General features: G+C 74.3%; 14 protein-coding genes. 9 read left to right on the top strand and 5 right to left on the bottom strand.

Annotation, left to right across the window (positions count from 1 at the left end):
- The first annotated feature begins 38 nt into the window (after positions 1-38).
- From E4U92_RS15225 to E4U92_RS15190, 8 genes are all read left to right on the top strand, one after another.
- Positions 39-845: an HlyD family efflux transporter periplasmic adaptor subunit gene (locus tag E4U92_RS15225; protein ID WP_137300908.1), complete on the top strand. Its 807-nt coding sequence runs from the start codon at positions 39-41 to the stop codon at positions 843-845.
- Positions 842-3,064, top strand: coding sequence for an NHLP family bacteriocin export ABC transporter peptidase/permease/ATPase subunit (locus E4U92_RS15220; protein WP_137300907.1), 2,223 nt, complete (start codon positions 842-844; stop codon positions 3,062-3,064). Before E4U92_RS15225 ends, E4U92_RS15220 begins: the two co-directional genes overlap by 4 nt.
- Complete coding sequence (locus E4U92_RS15215; RefSeq protein ID WP_137300906.1) at positions 3,064-5,880, top strand: NHLP bacteriocin export ABC transporter permease/ATPase subunit; 2,817 nt, start codon at positions 3,064-3,066, stop codon at positions 5,878-5,880. Before E4U92_RS15220 ends, E4U92_RS15215 begins: the two co-directional genes overlap by 1 nt.
- A gap of 90 nt (positions 5,881-5,970) precedes the next feature.
- Positions 5,971-6,972: a Ppx/GppA family phosphatase gene (locus E4U92_RS15210; RefSeq protein ID WP_137300905.1), complete on the top strand. Its 1,002-nt coding sequence runs from the start codon at positions 5,971-5,973 to the stop codon at positions 6,970-6,972.
- A 40-nt stretch (positions 6,973-7,012) separates the two neighbouring features.
- Positions 7,013-7,216: a hypothetical protein gene (locus E4U92_RS15205; RefSeq protein WP_229862153.1), complete on the top strand. Its 204-nt coding sequence runs from the start codon at positions 7,013-7,015 to the stop codon at positions 7,214-7,216.
- 79 nt (positions 7,217-7,295) lie between these two features.
- Complete coding sequence (locus E4U92_RS15200) at positions 7,296-8,324, top strand: iron-containing redox enzyme family protein (RefSeq protein WP_137300903.1); 1,029 nt, start codon at positions 7,296-7,298, stop codon at positions 8,322-8,324.
- On the top strand, positions 8,325-8,999 hold the full coding sequence (locus E4U92_RS15195) for a HemK2/MTQ2 family protein methyltransferase (RefSeq protein ID WP_137300902.1): 675 nt from the start codon (positions 8,325-8,327) through the stop codon (positions 8,997-8,999).
- Positions 8,980-9,177 (top strand): CDGSH iron-sulfur domain-containing protein, encoded by a 198-nt coding sequence (locus E4U92_RS15190; RefSeq protein WP_067232900.1) that lies wholly within the window; start codon positions 8,980-8,982, stop codon positions 9,175-9,177. Before E4U92_RS15195 ends, E4U92_RS15190 begins: the two co-directional genes overlap by 20 nt.
- Before the next feature lie 430 nt (positions 9,178-9,607).
- On the opposite strand, the gene E4U92_RS15180 is transcribed toward E4U92_RS15190, so the two are convergent.
- A complete protein-coding gene (locus E4U92_RS15180) occupies positions 9,608-10,039 on the bottom strand; it encodes a protease inhibitor (protein WP_137300900.1) in 432 nt (143 codons plus the stop codon).
- Between the two features lie 443 nt (positions 10,040-10,482).
- Between E4U92_RS15180 and E4U92_RS15175 the strand changes: the two genes are divergently transcribed.
- The gene (locus E4U92_RS15175) at positions 10,483-11,652 is read left to right on the top strand and encodes a lactate 2-monooxygenase (RefSeq protein ID WP_137300899.1); all 1,170 of its coding nucleotides are present in this window, start codon (positions 10,483-10,485) and stop codon (positions 11,650-11,652) included.
- 9 nt (positions 11,653-11,661) lie between these two features.
- Here the strand turns inward: E4U92_RS15175 and E4U92_RS15170 are convergent, their stop codons facing one another.
- The 4 genes from E4U92_RS15170 to E4U92_RS15155 all read right to left on the bottom strand — a co-directional run bounded on the left by E4U92_RS15170 (position 11,662) and on the right by E4U92_RS15155 (position 16,675).
- Positions 11,662-13,242, bottom strand: coding sequence for an RICIN domain-containing protein (locus tag E4U92_RS15170; RefSeq protein ID WP_137300898.1), 1,581 nt, complete (start codon positions 13,240-13,242; stop codon positions 11,662-11,664).
- A 480-nt stretch (positions 13,243-13,722) separates the two neighbouring features.
- Positions 13,723-14,100, bottom strand: a complete 378-nt coding sequence (locus tag E4U92_RS15165; protein ID WP_137300897.1) for a toxin Doc — start codon at positions 14,098-14,100, stop codon at positions 13,723-13,725.
- Between the two features lie 3 nt (positions 14,101-14,103).
- Positions 14,104-14,349, bottom strand: a complete 246-nt coding sequence (locus tag E4U92_RS15160) for a hypothetical protein (protein WP_137300896.1) — start codon at positions 14,347-14,349, stop codon at positions 14,104-14,106.
- Positions 14,350-14,434: 85 nt separating this feature from the next.
- Positions 14,435-16,675: a glycoside hydrolase family 9 protein gene (locus tag E4U92_RS15155; protein ID WP_137300895.1), complete on the bottom strand. Its 2,241-nt coding sequence runs from the start codon at positions 16,673-16,675 to the stop codon at positions 14,435-14,437.
- Positions 16,676-16,834 lie beyond the last annotated feature (159 nt).

The following is a 16,834-nucleotide window of genomic DNA, read 5'->3' as shown; positions in this document are numbered from 1 at the left end:
CCCCGACAGCCGTCGCCCCCCAGGGCGTGGGAAGGTCCATGCAGTTTCGTCAACAGGCCCTCGCCAAGCTCCAGTCGCCCGAGGAGCTCGACCTGCCGGTGCGCTTCGCGCGTCCGCAGGGCTGGCTCGTGCTGTGCGTGACGGTGCTCGTCGTCGCGGCCGCGTCCGTGTGGGCGGTGACCGGCTCGGTCGCCTCCACGGTGAGCGCGCCCGCCGTCCTCACCCACGGGGAGGGCAGTTACGTCCTGCAGAGTCCCGCCGCCGGGCAGGTCACGGCGGTACTGGCGAAGGAGGGCGAACGGCTCCCGGCCGGCGCCCCCGTGCTGAAGGTGCGCACGGCCGACGGCGACACGGTCGTGCGGACGGTCGCCGCGGGCCGCATCACCGCCCTCGCGGCGAGCATCGGGCAGATCATCTCCACCGGCGCAGACGTCGCAGCCGTCGAGAAGGTCGCCCACGCCGACGACCCGCTCTACGCGACGGTCTACGTGCCCGCGGAGAACGCCGCCTCGATCCCCGCGGACGCGCCCGTCGACCTGACCGTGCAGACCGTCCCCGCGCAGCGGTACGGCGTGCTGCGCGGACGGGTGAAGGCGGTGGACCGCACCGCGCAGTCGGCCCGGCAGATCGCCGCGTTCCTCGGCGACAGCCAGCTCGGCGAGCAGTTCACCCGCACCGGCCGCCCGGTCGCGGTGCTGGTCCGGCTGGACGCCTCCGCCACGACGAAGAGCGGCTACCGCTGGTCCTCGCACGACGGACCGCCGTACGCCCTGACCTCCATGACCCTGGCCACGGGCTCGATCCGGCTGGCCGACCAGCGTCCCGTCGATTGGCTGCTGCCGTGACCACCGCCCAGGAGACCCGCGGTCGCCGGCGCGCCGCACCGCCGCGGCGGTCGGTCCCCCGCAGCCGGGAGAAGACGGTCCGCACCCCGACCGTGCTGCAGATGGAGGCCGTCGAGTGCGGCGCCGCGTCCCTCGCCATGGTGCTCGCCCACTACGGCCGGCACGTCCCGCTGGAGGAGCTGCGCATCGCGTGCGGCGTCTCCCGGGACGGCTCGCGCGCGAGCAACCTGCTGAAGGCGGCGCGCAGTTACGGCCTGACCGCCAAGGGCATGCAGATGGACCTGGCCGCCCTCGCGGAGGTGCGGGCGCCGGCGATCCTGTTCTGGGAGTTCAACCACTACGTCGTCTACGACGGCATGGGCCGCCGCTTCGGGCGGCGCGGGGTGTTCGTCAACGACCCCGGCAAGGGGCGCCGGTTCGTGCCGATGGAGGACTTCGACGGCAGCTTCACCGGCGTGGTGCTGGTCCTGGAGCCGGGCGAGGGCTTCACGCGGGGCGGGCGCCGGCCGGGTGTGCTGGGGGCGTTGCCCGCCCGGCTGCGCGGCACGGCGGGCACCCTGCCGGCGGCCGTGCTGGCCAGCCTGCTGCTGGTCGTGGTGGGCGCGGCGGTGCCCGCGCTGAGCCGCACCTACATCGACCTGTTCCTGATCGACGGCCAGACCTCGCTGCTCGGCGTGCTGTTCACGTCGATGGGCGCCTGCGTGCTGCTCACCCTGGTGCTCACCTGGCTGCAGCAGGCCAACCTGCACCACGGCCGGATCATCTCCTCCACCCTGTCCAGCGCCCGCTTCCTGCGCCATCTGCTGCGGCTGCCGGTGACGTTCTTCGCCCAGCGCAGCCCGGCCGACCTGGTGCAGCGGCTGCAGTCCAACGACGCGGTGGCCGAGACACTGGCCCGCGACCTGGCCTCGGCGGGCGTGGACGCGGTGGTCGTGGTGCTGTACGCGGTGCTGCTGTACAGCTACGACCCGCAGCTCACCTTCGTCGGGGTGGGGGTGGCGCTGCTGAACGTCGTGGCCATGCGGATCGTGGTGCGGCTGCGGGCGACGCGGACGGCGAAGCTGCGCGCGGACACGGCACGGCTGACCAACACGGCGTACACCGGGCTGCAGTTGATCGAGACGATGAAGGCGACCGGCGGCGAGGACGGCTACTTCCGCAAGTGGGCGGGGCAGCACGCCACCACGCTGGAGGAGCAGCAGCGGCTCGGGGTGCCGAGCGCCTGGCTGGGTGTGGTCGCGCCGACGCTGGCCACCCTCAACAGCGCGCTGATCCTGTGGATCGGCGGGCTGCGGGCGATCGAGGGGCACCTGTCGGTGGGGCTGCTGGTGGCGTTCCAGGCCCTGGTCACCCGCTTCACGGCGCCGCTGACCCGGCTCAACGGGGTCGCGGGCCGCATCCAGGACTTCGCCGCGGACGTGGCCCGGCTCAAGGACGTCGAGAGCTTCCGTGCCGACCCGTTGTACGACCGCCCCGGCGGCGCCGACGTCACGCGCCGGCTGCGCGGGCACGTCGAGCTGGAGAACGTCACCTTCGGCTACAGCCCGCTGGACGCGCCGCTGCTGAGCGGTTTCGACCTGACGGTGGGGCCGGGCCGGCAGGTGGCGCTGGTCGGCGGCTCGGGCAGCGGCAAGTCGACCGTGTCCCGGCTCATCTCGGGGCTGTACGCGCCGTGGGAGGGCGTCATCCGCATCGACGGGCAGCGGCTGGAGGACATCCCGCGCGGGGCGCTCGCCGCCTCGGTGTCCTTCGTCGACCAGGAGGTGTTCCTCTTCGAGGGCACCGTCCGCGACAACGTGGCGCTGTGGGACCCGTCGATCCCGGACGACGCCGTGGTCGAGGCGCTGCGGGACGCGGCCCTGTACGACGTGGTGACGCGCCGGCCGGGCGGCATCCACAGCCGGGTCGAGCAGGACGGCCGCAACTTCTCCGGCGGCCAGCGGCAACGCCTGGAGATCGCCCGGGCGTTGGTGCGCCGGCCGAGCATCCTGGTGCTGGACGAGGTGACCAGCGCGCTGGACGCGGAGACCGAGCAGGTCGTGATGGACAACCTGCGCCGGCGCGGCTGCGCGTGCGTGGTGATCGCCCACCGGCTCAGCACCGTGCGGGACAGCGACGAGATCGTCGTCCTGCAGCACGGCACGGTGGTCGAGCGCGGGCGGCACGAGGAGCTGGTGGCGCGCGGCGGCGCGTACGCGGCGCTGGTCGGGGAGCGGTGATGACGGCCGTCCACGAAGGTGACCTGGTGCTCGCCGCGCTCGGGCAGCTCGGCGCGCGCGTCGACTGCTCGGGCCTGACCCGGCTGGACCTGGAAGGGCCGCAGGTGCTGTGGCTGGTGACGTCCGGCGCGCTGGACCTGTTCGCGGTGGACGCGCGGCAGGAGGGCCACTGGCACCACCTGGGCCGGCTGGAGGCGGGCTCGCTGCTGCTCGGCCCGGTCACCGGAGCGGAGCACACGCTGGTGGCCCGCCCGCTGCGCGACTGCGTGGTGCACCGGATCGGGCTGCGCGAGCTGTACCAGCCGGCGCAGACCCAGACCTGGGCGTACGACGCGTACGGCAACCCCCAGTACGTGCCGCCGGAGACGAGCCCGCTGGAGTACGCGCTCGCCCTCGGCGTCGGGCGCGGTCTGTCGGTCCTCTTCCAGGCGCCGATGGGCGCGGAGCGGCCCGCGCACACCACGGACGACGACGTGTTCTGGATGCAGGTGCCGCCCGGCAGCGTCCGGTACGGCGCGCTGTACGGCGCCGAGGCGGCCGCCGACCTGCTGATGGACCCGGCGGTGTGGCAGGGCATGGTCGAGCAGCAGTACCGCCTGCTGACCACGCTGGACCGCTGGATCGAGCAACTGGAGCGCACCCACGAGACGCGGACGGCCGCCGGCATCAAGGCCGGTGAGGCGGTCCGTGCCCAGGCCGACCGGACGCTGCTCGCGGCGATCGTGGGGCCCGCGGGACAGCGGGCCACGGCCGCCGACGCGGACGCCACGTACGCGGCGTGCAAGCTGGTGGCGCAGGCCGCGGGGATCGCGCTGGCCGCGCCGGAGCGGATGGGCGCGGGCGGCGACCGGCTGGACCCGGTGGAGCGGATCGCGCTCGCCTCGCGGGTGCGCACCCGGGCCGTCCGCCTGGACGGCCGCTGGTGGCGGGACGACGTCGGCCCCCTGGTCGGCCACCGGGCGCTGTCCGGGGCGCCGGTGGCGCTGCTGTGGCGGCGCGGCGGCTACGTCGCCGTGCACCCGGCGACCGGGCGGGAGACACCGGTCGAGAAGGCCAACGCGCCGGAGTTCGAGCCGCGCGCGGTGATGTTCTACCGGCCGCTGCCCGACCGGGCGCCGAGCCCCTTGCGGCTGCTGCGCTTCAGCATGCGCGGCACCGGCCGGGACCTGACGAACCTGCTGCTCAGCGGGCTGGTGACGGTGGCGATCGGCGCGCTGGTGCCGCTCGCGACGGGCCGGGTGCTCGGCGCGTACGTGCCGCGGGCGCAGGAGGGCCCGATCGTGCGGGTGTGCCTGGCGGTGATGGTCGCCGGTGTCGTCGCGGCCGCGTTCATGCTGTTGCAGAACCTGACGATCCTGCGCCTCGAGGGACGGGTGGAGGCGACGCTGCAGCCCGCCGTGTGGGACCGTCTGCTGCGGCTGCCGACGCGGTTCTTCGCCGAGCGGTCGACGGGTGAGCTGGCGAGCGCCGCCATGGGCGTCAGCGCGATCCGGCGGCTGCTGGCGGGGCTCGGTCCTTCGGTGGTGCAGGCGTCGACGGTCGGCGCGGTCAACCTGGGGCTGCTGCTGTGGTTCAGCGTGCCGATGGCGCTTGCGGCGGTCGGGATGCTGGTCGTCGTCGCCGGGGTGTTCCTCGTGCTCGGCCTGTGGCAGGTGCGCTGGCAGCGCCGGCTGGTGGTGCTCACCAACAAGCTCAACAACCAGGCGTTCCAGACGCTGCGCGGACTGCCGAAGCTGCGGATGGCGGCGGCCGAGAACTACGCCTACGCGGCCTGGGCGGCGCAGTTCGCGCGCAGCCGGGAGCTGCAGCAGCGCCTCGGCCGGATCAAGAATCTGAACGCGGTGCTGGGCGCGGTGTACCTGCCGCTGTGCTCGCTGCTGATGTTCATGCTGCTGGCCGGCCCGGCGCGCGGTGCGCTGTCGGCGGCGGACTTCCTCACCTTCACCACCTCGATGACGATGCTGCTGACCTCGGTCACCTCGCTGACCGGGGCGTTCGTGGCGGCGGTGGCGGCGCTGCCGCTGTTCGAGGAGATCAGGCCGGTGCTGGAGGCGACGCCCGAGGTGCGGTCCGGGAGCACCCGGCCGGGTCCGCTGTCGGGCGCGGTCGAGGCGCGGCGCCTGTCGTTCCGCTACGCCGACGACGGGCCCCTGGTGCTGGACGACGTGTCGTTCGAGGCACGGCCGGGCGAGTTCGTGGCGGTGGTCGGGCCGAGCGGCTGCGGCAAGTCGACGCTGCTGCGCCTGCTGATCGGCTTCGACCGCCCGCTCTCCGGCAGTGTCCTTTACGACGGCCAGGACCTGGCCGCCCTCGACCAGTCGGCGGTGCGCCGGCAGTGCGGGGTGGTGCTCCAGCACGCGCAGCCGTTCACCGGCTCGATCATGGACGTCATCTGCGGCACCGAGGCGTACACGCCCGAGGAGGTGATGGCGGCGGCCGAGCTGGCGGGCCTCGCGGAGGACATCCGGCGCATGCCGATGGGGCTGCACACGATCGTCTCGGGCACCGGATCGGTCTCGGGCGGTCAGCGCCAGCGCCTGATGATCGCGCAGGCGCTGATCCGCCGGCCGCGCATCCTGTTCTTCGACGAGGCGACCAGCGCGCTCGACAACGAGACCCAGCGCACGGTCATCGACAGCACCCGGAAGCTCAACGCCACCCGCATCGTCATCGCCCACCGCCTGTCGACGGTGCTGGACGCGGACCGCGTCGTGGTGATGGAGCACGGCAAGGTCGTCCAGCAGGGCACCCCGGCCGAGCTCCTCGCGGACCCGGCGGGCCGCCTGCACGAGCTGGTGCGGCGCCAGTTCACCTAGTCACGCGGCCGTCCCCACCCGCGCTTTTGGCCGATGTTCGCCCCCACGCCACAGGCATGGGACGACGTGGGGTGGGTAACCCGCCAGGCCATGAGAATCAGCGTGGTGGACGTGGGATCGAACGCGGTCCGGCTCGTGGTGGCCGACGCGGCGGGCGGGGTGCCGCTGCCGGTGCACACCGCCAAGTGGCGGTTGCGGCTGTCCGAGGAGGTCACACCCGGTCTGCCCCTGCCCGAGGAGTCGGTGGAGCGGCTGGTCCAGGCCGTGGCCGCGGCGGACCGCACCGCCGCCGAGTGGGGTGCCGCCGGTCCGCTCGCCTTCGCGACCGCGGTGGTGCGCGGCGCGCCCAACCGGGGCGAGGTGCTGCGCACCGTGCGCGACCGCACCGGCGTCGCCCTGTGCACCCTGCCCGGCGAGGTGGAGGCGGAGCTGACCTTCCTCGGGGCACGGCGCTGGATGGGCTGGCGCTCGGGGCCGCTCGCCATGCTGGACATCGGCGGGGGCTCCTTCGAGGTGGCCTTCGGCCGCGGCAGGCTGCCCGACTTCGTCGCCTCGCTCCCGCTCGGCGCGGGCCGGCTGACGCACGAGTTCCTCGCCGGCCAGGACCCGCCCCACCCCGAGGCCGTCAGGGCGCTGCGGCGCCGGGTCCGCCACCAGCTCAGGGACGCGGCGGCCCGCATCCGCTGGGAGGGACCCCGTACCGCCGTGGCCACCTCGCGCACCTTCCAGCAGCTCGGCCGGCTGTGCGGGGCGGCACCCGGACGCCACGGGCCGTTCGTCGAGCGCACCCTGCGCCGCAGCGACCTGCGCACGGCGATCGACCGGCTGGCTCCGCTCACCGTCGCCGAGCGCGCCGAACTGCCCGGCATCTCCGCCCCGCGCGCCGCGCAGAGCCTGGCCGGCGCGGTGATCGGGCACACCGCCATGAAGCTGACCGACCTCAGGTCGGTCACCGTGTGCCCGTGGGGCATCCGCGAGGGCGTGCTGCTGCGGCACATCGAGGACGGCCCGTCCTGGTGGGCGGAGATGATCCGCCGCTCGGACGGCGCCGAGCCCGAGGAGCCCGTTCCCCTGCGCGTCGCGGGGAAGTGAAAGAAACAACGACGTGATGGACCCAAGGAAGGGAGACCCCGTGTCCGACACCGACCGCGAGCAGTCGCGCGAGCCCGAGACCGCGCTGCAGGAGGTGATGCGCGAGGTCGAGGACGCCGAGACCCGCGTCACCGACCGCGACGACCGCCACGGCGACCGCCGTGCCGGGGACGGCGACACCGGTGAGGCGGGCGAGGCGATCACCCCGAACACCCGGGCGCAGGAGGAGTCGCAGGGCGAGTGAACCCGCAGGTCACCGGGCCCGGGCGCCGGTGACTCGACCGGCAGGTGCGCTCCCGGGCCGTCCGGGGTACCCGCGCCCCATGGCACACGATCATGCGGAACCGCGGCTCCCGGCCGCCCGGGGCCCCCTGTCGGCGGCCGTCCAGGAGTACCTGCTGGGCGCGGGCCCCCTGCCGGACCTGGGGCCGGTCGGGGACGCCGACCCCTACGGCGACGACCTCCAGCTCGCCCTGTACCTCTGCTACGAGCTGCACTACCGGGGCTTCGCCGGGGTCCCGGCCGACGCCGAGTGGGACCCCGACCTGCTGCGGGTGCGGGCCGCTCTGGAGGAGCGCTTCCTGGCCGCGCTGCGCGCCGACACACAGGTCCCCGACACCGTGGACGAGGCGGTGGAGGCCCTGCTCGTCGAGCCCGTGGAGGGCAACGGCGTGAGCCACTACCTGCGCGACGAGGGCGAGCTGTGGCACCTGCGCGAGTACGCGGCGCAGCGCTCGGTGTACCACCTCAAGGAGGCCGACCCGCACGGCTGGGTGCTGCCGCGGCTGTGGGGCCGGGCCAAGGCGGCGATGGCCGCGGTCGAGTTCGACGAGTGGGGCGGCGGGCGCGCCGACCGCGTGCACGCCCGGCTGTTCGCCGACCTGATGGCCGACCTGGACCTGGACACGGCGTACGGCCACTACCTGGACGCCGTCTGCGCGGAGGCCCTGGCCACCGTCAACCTGATGTCCCTGTTCGGCCTGCACCGCTCGCTGCGCGGCGCGCTGGTGGGCCACTTCGCGTCCGTGGAGATCACCTCCTCCCCCGGCTCCCGGCGGCTGGCCGAGGCACTGCGGCGCACGGGTGCCGGCCCGGCCGCCGTGCACTTCTACGACGAGCACGTCGAGGCCGACGCGGTGCACGAGCAGGTCGTGCGCAACGAGGTGATCGCCGGTCTGCTGGAGGCCGAGCCGCACCTCGCGGCGGACGTGGCCTTCGGGATCGCCGCGACCGACACGGTGGAGGACCGGCTCGCCGCGCGGCTGCTCGCGGACTGGCGGGCGGGGCGCCCCTCGCTGCGCACCCCGCTGGACGCCCCGCATCATGCGCCTCAGTCTTCCCATAGTTTCTGAATGTCCGGGTACTCAACCGGCGTGAACCCGCTGGTGCTACCGGGCGTCTACGCCCCACAGGAGGACACCGCCCTGCTGACCGGGGCGCTGTCCGAGGAATCGCTCCCGCCGCACGCCGACGTCCTGGACGTGGGCACCGGCTCCGGAGCCCTGGCGCTGGAGGCCGCCCGGCGCGGCCTGCGCGTCACCGCCGTCGACGTCTCCCGCCGGGCGGTCTGGGCGGCGCGGCTCAACGCCCGGCGCGCCGGGCTGTCCGTACGGATCCTGCGCGGCAACCTGTTCGATCCGGTGCGCGGGCGCACCTTCGACCTCGTCCTCGCCAACCCGCCCTACGTCCCCGCCCCCGACCGGGGTGCGCCGCCGCGCGGCCGGGCCCGGGCGTGGGACGCGGGGCAGGACGGGCGGCTGGTGCTGGACCGCATCTGCCACGAGGTGCCGGGGATGCTGCGTCCCGGGGGCGTCCTGCTGCTGGTGCACTCCGCCCTCAGCGATCCGGAGAGCACCGTGAGCTGTCTGCGCGAGCGCGGCCTGAAGGCCGCCGTGACCCAGCGCCGGCACATCCCGTTCGGGCCGGTCCTGCGGGAGCGGCAGAACTGGCTGCGGGCGCGGGGCCTGCTCGCCTCCGACGACAAGAAGGAAGAGCTGGTGGTCGTCCGTGCCGAACGTCCCCTCTGACCGGCCCCGCCGGATCAGCGTCCAGCGTCAGGGACCGGTGCTCGTCGAGGGCCCGGTCGAGATCGAGCTCGAGGACGGCACCACCGTCTCCTCGGACCGCTTCCGCGTCGCACTGTGCACGTGCCGGCGCAGCCGCCGCTACCCGTGGTGCGACACCAGCCACCGCAAGCGCGGTTAGGGCCTGTCGTTTGGATCAGCCCGGCTGGGCCTGCGGCACCTTGGCGCCTACCCGAGCGGGGTCCGGTGCGTGCAGCTGCAAGGCGGAGGAGGGCGGCGACGCGGTGGGGGTCCCCCCGCGCGAGCTCGGCCGAGCGTGGGGGAGTCGACAACCGACGACAACGCCGCAGATGCGCGTGCCGGACCCCGCGACGCCGGGATGATCCAAACGACAGGCCCTGGGCGCGCGGCCGGCACGTGCGACATCCCCGGCAGCTTCTCCTTCTGCCGGGGATGTCGCACGTGCTGCCGTAGATGACCCCAGGGGCCGGCGGGCGGCCCCACTCCGCCCTTCCGGCCCCTGGGCAACGAGATCGTCGCGGTCCGTGGACGGGCTCGCACTCCCCAGTCACGAGCCCTCGCGGCGGCCACGGGTCCACACGATCCCGGTCCTAGAACGCGAAGACGCTGCTTCCGCTGGCGTTCTTCACGCACTCGTTGGCGAAGGTGCGCTCGTAGGAGACGCGCTTGCCCTGCCAGACGCCGTCGACGGTGATGACGACGGGTGCGTACTGCTTGGTACACACGGTGTCCGCCGGCCCGGCGAGGGCGTCGAGGTCGCCGCCGGCCGCGCGCAGCTCGGCGCACGCGAGGGCGGGCGCGGGGTGCGTGCCCGAGGCCGACGGCGCGCAGTTCAGCGTGACGGCCCGGGCCGGGCTCACCGCGGCCGCGCTCTCGCCGTGGCCCATGGTGAGCACCAGGGCCGACGGCGCGTAGAGCGACGTGGGGGCCGACGGGGTGGCGAGGGCGGGCCCGGCCAGGGGGGCGCAGACGGCGGTGGCCGTGAGGCCGAGGGTCGCTGCCCAGCGCGCGGTGTTCCGCATTGTGTGCATCCTTCCGCTCGATTCGGGGGGTGCCGTCCAGCACCGGTGGGTGCCCGGAGCGGCGACCGCGAGTCTGCCGAGTCCGCCGCCGAAACTCACATCGACCCCACGGATTTCAGTAACCTTGCGTATTGAATCAGTGGCGTGAAGTCACGGAATTCGAACGTGCCGACGCCGGAACCAGGCCTCACCCCGGGCCTCGGATCGGCCAGGTGGCCGGTTTGCATAGGTTCGTTAATCGTCTTGAAACATTCCGCCCGCTGCCTGGTTCTGCCCTTGGTGGATCACTTCCCGACGCCTCGTGTTCATCGATCCGCACGTGGCCGCCCCGGTATCGACCCCGCCGCGGCGGCCGGAGCGGCACGTTCCCGACACCCTGTCCCCCGGTGCCGTACCCGCCGGTAGGGTCGGCGCAGGCTCGACGACGAGAGGCGGGAGGCCGGATGGCCAGGCACTGGGCGGACTTCCAGTACGAGATCTACCTCAACGGGATGTCCGGGGCGGTCCCCCGGCTGCCCACCGACCTGACCCGTCTCGAGGCGCTGGCCGAGCACCGGCTCGGCCCCGGCCCGGTCGGCTACGTGGCGGGCAGCGCCGGTGACGGCAGCACGGCGCGCGCCAACCGGGCCGCCCTGGCGCGCCGGCGGATCGTGCCGCGCATGCTGCGGGACGTCCACGAACGGGACCTGTCGGTTCAGGTGCTGGGCCGCCCGCTGCCCGCGCCGCTCGCCCTAGCCCCGGTCGGCGTGCTGTCGATCATGCACCCCGACGCCGAGCCGGCCGCCGCGCGGGCCGCCGCCGCGCACGGCGTGCCGTACGTGCTGTCGTCGGCGTCGAGCACGCCGATCGAACAGGTCGCCGAGGCGATGGGCGACGCCGAGCGCTGGTTCCAGCTCTACTGGTCCAAGGACCGCGAGGTCACCCGCAGTTTCCTGGACCGGGCGAAGGCGGCCGGGTTCACGGTGCTGGTGGTCACGCTGGACACGCCGATGCTGGCGTGGCGGCCGCGCGACCTGGACCAGGCGTACCTGCCGTTCCTGCACGGGGTCGGCACGGCCAACTACTTCACCGACCCCGCCTTCCTCGCCGGGCTGGCCAAGCCGCCGCAGGAGGACCCGAACGCGGCGGTGCTGCACTTCCTCGGCCTGTTCGCGGACCCCGGCAAGACCTGGCCGGACCTCGCGTTCCTGCGGGAGCACTGGGACGGGCCGATCGTGCTGAAGGGGGTCCTGCACCCGGACGACGCGCGGGAGGCGGCCGACGCCGGGATGGACGGCGTGGTGGTGTCGAACCACGGCGGCCGGCAGGTCGCCGGGTCGGTCGCGGCCGCCGACGCGCTGCCCGGGGTGGCGCGGGCCGTCGGCGACCGGCTGGCCGTGCTCTTCGACAGCGGGGTGCGCACCGGCGACGACGTCGTCAAGGCGCTCGCCCTGGGCGCCCGCGCCGTCCTGCTGGGCCGCCCGTACGTGTACGGGCTGGCCCTGGACGGACAGCGGGGCGTGGACCACGTGATCCGCTGCCTGCTGGCGGAGCTGGACCTCACGCTGGCCCTGTCCGGGCACGCCACCCCGTCGGCCGTGTCCGCGGCCGACCTGGTGACCGACCCGGGGTGACGGCGGCCGTCAAGCGTCGTGACCGGACGCGTGGGCCGGGCGGGCGGCCGGGCCGCCGGTGCCGCTGACCGACAGCGAGCCGCGGCGCGGCGCGCTGCCGTCCGCCAGCCACCGCTGGCCCGGTGCGCCGTCGCGGACCTTGACCACGAGGTCGGCGCCGGGGTCGCGGCCGGCCGTGGTCAGCGCCAGGTCCTGGTCCCAGCGGGGCAGGAACTCGCCCTGTGCGGTCAGGTCGTAGCGGACGTCGTCGGCGCGCGCGTCGGCGCCCTCGGTGCACGCGCCGAGCAGGACGACCCCGGCGTCGGCGTGCGAGTCCACGCACAGGTGGGGCTCGGCGACGCTGCGCAACTGCCCGTCGCTCTCGTACCGCCACTGCTGGGCGGGGTTCGCGGAGCACGCGGCGAGGGAGAGCGGGGCGCCGTCGCGGGGGGCGCCGTCGACGGCGAGGCAGAGGTCGGCGGCCGCGTTGCGCAGCCGGGTCTCCTGGGGCGCGGTGGGCAGGCGGGCGGAGCCGGGGACGGTGCCGCCGCCGTCGGCGCTGGTGGAGGCCGCGGGGTCGGCGCCGCCGTCGTCGGACCACATGCCGGTGGCGAGCAGGGTGGTCAGCAGCCCCGCCGAGGCGAGGCCGACGCCGGTCAGCAGGGTGCGCGAGGAGCGGGCGGGCACGGGCAGGCGGTCCAGCAGGCGCAGCGCGGCGCGGCGCGGGCGTCCGCCGCGGTGGCGGGCCGCGCCGCGCAGCCGCGCGGACTGCTGCCGGGAGCGGCCCGGACGGGACTCGAGGTAGCGGCCGGCGCCCCAGCCGAGGACCGCCTCGGCGAGGAGGGCGCCGAGACGTCCGTCGAAGTGGCCGAGCTGCTCGGCGGCGGCCCGGCAGTACCGGCAGGCGTCCAGGTGGCGGCGCACGTCGGGCAGGAGCTGGGCGCCGCGCCGCAGGGGGACGTCGAGGAGCCGGTTGTAGAAGCGGCACTCCCGGCTGGGTGCGAGTTCGCGGTGGGCGCGGACCAGGCCCTCGCGCAGCTTGTCACGGGCCTGGTCGAGGGCCGCGGCGGCGGTGTCGGCGTCCACGCCGAGCAGGGCGGCGGCGAGGCCCAGCGGCTCGGCCTCCACCTCGACGTGCCACAGCACGCTGCGGTCGACCGAGGGCAGGCCCTGGTAGGCGCGCTCGGCCAGGACGCGGTTCTCCGGGACGAGCGTCTTGGCCGCCCGCATCCCGCGCGCCCCGGACGGCTTGCCGAGCACGGGCAGCACGCCGGATATCCGCTCGGCGCCGGACCACAGCAGGGCGGTGTCGCGCACGGTGACCAGCAGCCGGGGACGCAGCGCGGTGCCCTGCTCGCCCAGCTTGAGCCGGTCGAAGACCTGGTGGAAGGCGGCCCCCGTGACCATGGCGGCGACGCTGCCGGACGAGGCGAGGCAGATCACCGCGTACTCGTGCACCGGCCGCCAGTGCCGGGCGATCAGCAGGGCGGTGGACTCGGCGACCTCTCCGTCCGGGCCGCCGCGCACTCCGGCGGCGAGTGACTCGTCGGACTCTCCGGAGTCCCCGCCGGGCGGCGGGTAGGGGGGACGGGGAGGACGGGGGGTGAGCACTGAGCGGTTCCTTCGGGGGCGTGACCAGGTCGGCGTGGCGGGGAGCGCGGTCGCTCCGGGCGACGTGGGCCCCCGCTCGCAGACGGATGCCCCTGGTTCCCCGTGATGCACGGTGATCCCGGCCGTCACCCCCCGCACGGGTGTTTCACCCTCGCACACCTCACGAGCGCGCAACAAGGCACAAGTACAACTTCGGCCTTATTGAAAGAAAGTCGACAGGGCGGCCCAACTCGGACCCGTCAGCGAGGTGTTCGTTTCCTCCGCGCCCCGTGTGAACCCCGCGCACGCGCCGGGGCGCGTCGCACGCTCCCCGAGGACCGGGGGCCGTAGTGCACTGGGGACGGCCCTTCCTCGGAGGCCCCGCGCGGGACGGCGGCTCCCCCGCGCGACACCGGCCGCCGGCCTTGATCCTCCCGCCCTCGGCCGGCGGCCCCGGGGGCCCCGGTGGCCGGGCTGCCGTGCGCCGGGCCGGCCGGCGCCTCAGATCTGCCAGGAGCGCAGCCGGTCGGCCGCGCCGTAGACGTCGGCCTTGCCGGACATCAGGTCGCGGGCGAGGTCGACCAGCGCGCCGTAGGGCGGGTCGATGCCGACGCCGCTGACGAACATGTAGGCGACGGCGGTGGCGCACGCGAAGCGGGCGTTGGCGGACGGCAGCGGCTTGAGCACGGCGAGGGTGTGCAGCAGGGCGGCGGCCCGCCAGGCGGGGTCGGAGTCCACGCCGAGCCGGGGCGGGTCGACCCGGTGCCGGGCGACGGCGGCGACCAGGGCCGAGAAGTCGTTGACGGTCGGCTGGTCCGGGAGTACTTCCTCGTGGCGCTGGAGCAGCCAGGGGACGTCGATGTGGATGACGGCTGTCATCGGTCAGGCGACCCGCCCCTCGCCCCGCACGGGCGCCTCGTCGTCGGGGAACGCCGCCGCGAACTCGTCGGCGTGCGAGGCGAAGAAGCGCCGGAACGCCTCCGCCCCCTCCTGCAGCGCCCGGTGGCGCGCTATGTCGGCGGCGGCCGCCTCGCGCACGAGCGCCTTCATCGACGTACCGCGTTCCTTGGCGATCTGCCGCAGGTCCTCCAGCTCGCGGTCGCTGAATTCCACATTGAGGGCTGGCATGTCCTTCACGGTACCGCTCGGGTACTGACCCGTAAATAGCGCCAGGTCAGAGGCGTACCCGAGCGGTACCCGGGGTGGTGCCGGGTCAGCCCTGGTCGGCCGCGAAGGAGGCCATGCGGGCGAGGGCCGCGTTCCAGTTGATCGCGGTCTCGTTGGTGGACCAGGACTGGATGTCGTCGATGTAGCAGAACTGGCCGACGCAGCCCGTCAGTTTCGACTGGGCATAGGGGTCCTGGATGCTGGAGTTGGGCCCGCCGGCGAGGGTGCCGGACGGCGGGTTGGGCAGGCTCGGGTCGAGCTCGTGGGCGTACCAGCGGCTGTGCTGGTTGTGGGAGCTGACCTCGCCGTAGCCGGTGACGTAGGAGATGTTCAGGGCGTTGCGGCCGAGGATGTAGTCCATGCCCTCCAGTGCCCCGTCGCGGTACTTGCGGGCGCCGGTGAGGTCGTAGGCGCCGGCGATGACCACGGCGTTGTTGAGGACCTGGTGGCTGGAGCCCCAGTCGTAGCGGTTGCCCGCGGGTGCGTACGGCATCCCGTACGGGTGGGCGGTCAGGGTGGCGAGGTAGGCGTCGGCGCCCTTGACCACCGAGCGGCGCACCTGGTCGCGGCCGGGCAGCCTGTTGGGCACGAGGGCCAGGTCGAGGCGGCCGGCGGCGGCCGTGTGGCCCCAGTCGAAGCCGGTCGGGCCGAAGATGTCGGCGGTGTGCAGCGGGGAGGCGAGGACGTGGTCGGCGAACTGCCGCTCCCCCGTGGTCAGGTAGAGCTCGGCCGCGGCCCAGTAGAACTCGTCGGTGACGTCGTCGTCGTTGTAGGCGCCGCCGCCGGTGCCGTCGTTCGGGTCGGCGTAGAGGTCGGGGTGGGCGAGGGCGGCCTGCCAGGCCGTGCGGGCGGCCGTCAGCGCCCGCGCGGCGAACGCCTTGTCGTAGGGCCGGTACAGCCGGGCGGCCTGGGCGGCCGTCGCGGCCAGGTTGAGGGTCGCCGCGGTGGTCGGCGGGTGCAGCTCCCGCTTCTGCGGGTCCTGGCTCGGCAGCAGGGGCAGACCGGTCCACTGCTCGTCGTGGACCTTGTGGTGGACCATGCCGGCCAGCGGCTGCCCGGCGGGCACCTGCATCTTCAGCAGGAACTCCAGCTCCCAGCGGGCCTCGTCGAGGACGTCCGGCACCTTGTTGCCGCTCTCGGGCAGCGCGAGGGTGCCGTCGCCGAGGGCGGCCGGGTGCCCGGTGCGGGCCAGCAGCGACCGCTCGTAGGTGCTCAGCAGTTCCCAGGTGGCGATGCCGCCGTTGACGACGTACTTGCCGTGGTCGCCGGCGTCGTACCAGCCGCCGGTGACGTCGAGGGTGTAGTCGCACACGCCCGGCTGGCAGGGGACCTTCCCGTCACCCTGGTTGGGGGCGACGTCCAGGTGGCCGGCCGCGCGGCCGTAGCCGGGCCGCAGGTCGTCACGGATCGCGATGCCGCTGCGCTGCGTGTAGTAGTACTTCACGGAGTCCAGCCGCAGCCGGCGGTAGGCCGCCGCGTCGATGTCGAACGGGTGGCTGGTCTCGCCGTCGGCGACCAGGGTGTAGCCGGTGCCGTGCCCACGGTAGGTGCCGAAGTCGATCGAGTGGACGTTCTGCCCGGAGGAGGCGTCGACCCCGCGCGGCACGGTGAGGCCCCGGGCGACCGTCGCGCCCTTGGCGTCCCTGAGCTGCCAGGGCAACCGGGCGGTGGCGTCGGTGACGAGGGTGGCGTTCTTCGGTCCGGCGGGCAGGTAGGCGACCTGGTTGACGCGCACCCGGGGCCCGGTGTCCGGCTCGTAGACCTCCGGGGGCACCCCGCCGAGCAGCGACACGTCGTCCACGCAGAACCGCCAGGCGTCGGTGCTGCCGCCGACCTGGAAGGCGACCTGCCCCTGGGTGGTGTCGACGGGTGCGGTGAAGGTGTAGGAATACGAGCCGTCGGCCTCGGTGAGCACCGGGCTCGCCTCCTGCCAGGTGTCGTACGGCGACACGGCCAGGCCCACGATCGCCCGCACGACGTGTCCCTCGGGAACTGCGGAGGCGTGGAAGGAGAACCGGTACGTCTCCCCCTTGACCAGCGTGATGTCGTTCTGGCCGATCGCGGAGTCCCAGCGGTTGGCGGTGCCGCCGGGCACGTCCGCGCACAGCCGGCCGTCGCTCAGGCCCGCGGTGACGTTGCTCGTCCACCACGGGTCGCTGGTGGTGTCGAAGGTGCCGTTCCTGACCTGCTCGGCCTCCTCGGCACCGGCCTGCTGCAGGGGCAGCGCGGTGAGCGCCGTGCCCAGCAGGGCGGTGAGGGTGAGCAAGGCGGTTGTGCGTCGTTTCACGTCTGGGCTCCTCGGGACGTGCGGGTGCGCCAGGTGCGTGGGAGCGCTCCCAAAATTCGGACGCGAGACATGCTTGCTGCGCTCATGACACCCCGTCAACGGTCAGGACACGATGGATTTGCGTCCGCGTCGCGCAGCGTCCGGTCGGCCGGAAATCGC

Source organism: Streptomyces galbus (assembly GCF_005280195.1).
Classification (GTDB): Bacteria; Actinomycetota; Actinomycetes; order Streptomycetales; family Streptomycetaceae; genus Streptomyces; species Streptomyces galbus.
This window is presented reverse-complemented; position numbering and strand designations above follow the sequence as displayed.

Bases quoted from the DNA above. Each gene is read 5' to 3' on its own strand.
- E4U92_RS15225 (WP_137300908.1), top strand. From the start codon at position 39: ATGCAGTTTCGTCAACAGGCCCTCGCCAAGCTCCAGTCGCCCGAGGAG.
- E4U92_RS15215 (WP_137300906.1), top strand. From the start codon at position 3,064: ATGACGGCCGTCCACGAAGGTGACCTGGTGCTCGCCGCGCTCGGGCAG.
- E4U92_RS15210 (WP_137300905.1), top strand. From the start codon at position 5,971: ATGAGAATCAGCGTGGTGGACGTGGGATCGAACGCGGTCCGGCTCGTG.
- E4U92_RS15200 (WP_137300903.1), top strand. From the start codon at position 7,296: ATGGCACACGATCATGCGGAACCGCGGCTCCCGGCCGCCCGGGGCCCC.
- E4U92_RS15195 (WP_137300902.1), top strand. From the start codon at position 8,325: ATGTCCGGGTACTCAACCGGCGTGAACCCGCTGGTGCTACCGGGCGTC.
- E4U92_RS15180 (WP_137300900.1), bottom strand. From the start codon at position 10,039: ATGCGGAACACCGCGCGCTGGGCAGCGACCCTCGGCCTCACGGCCACC.
- E4U92_RS15175 (WP_137300899.1), top strand. From the start codon at position 10,483: ATGGCCAGGCACTGGGCGGACTTCCAGTACGAGATCTACCTCAACGGG.
- E4U92_RS15165 (WP_137300897.1), bottom strand. From the start codon at position 14,100: ATGACAGCCGTCATCCACATCGACGTCCCCTGGCTGCTCCAGCGCCAC.
- E4U92_RS15160 (WP_137300896.1), bottom strand. From the start codon at position 14,349: ATGCCAGCCCTCAATGTGGAATTCAGCGACCGCGAGCTGGAGGACCTG.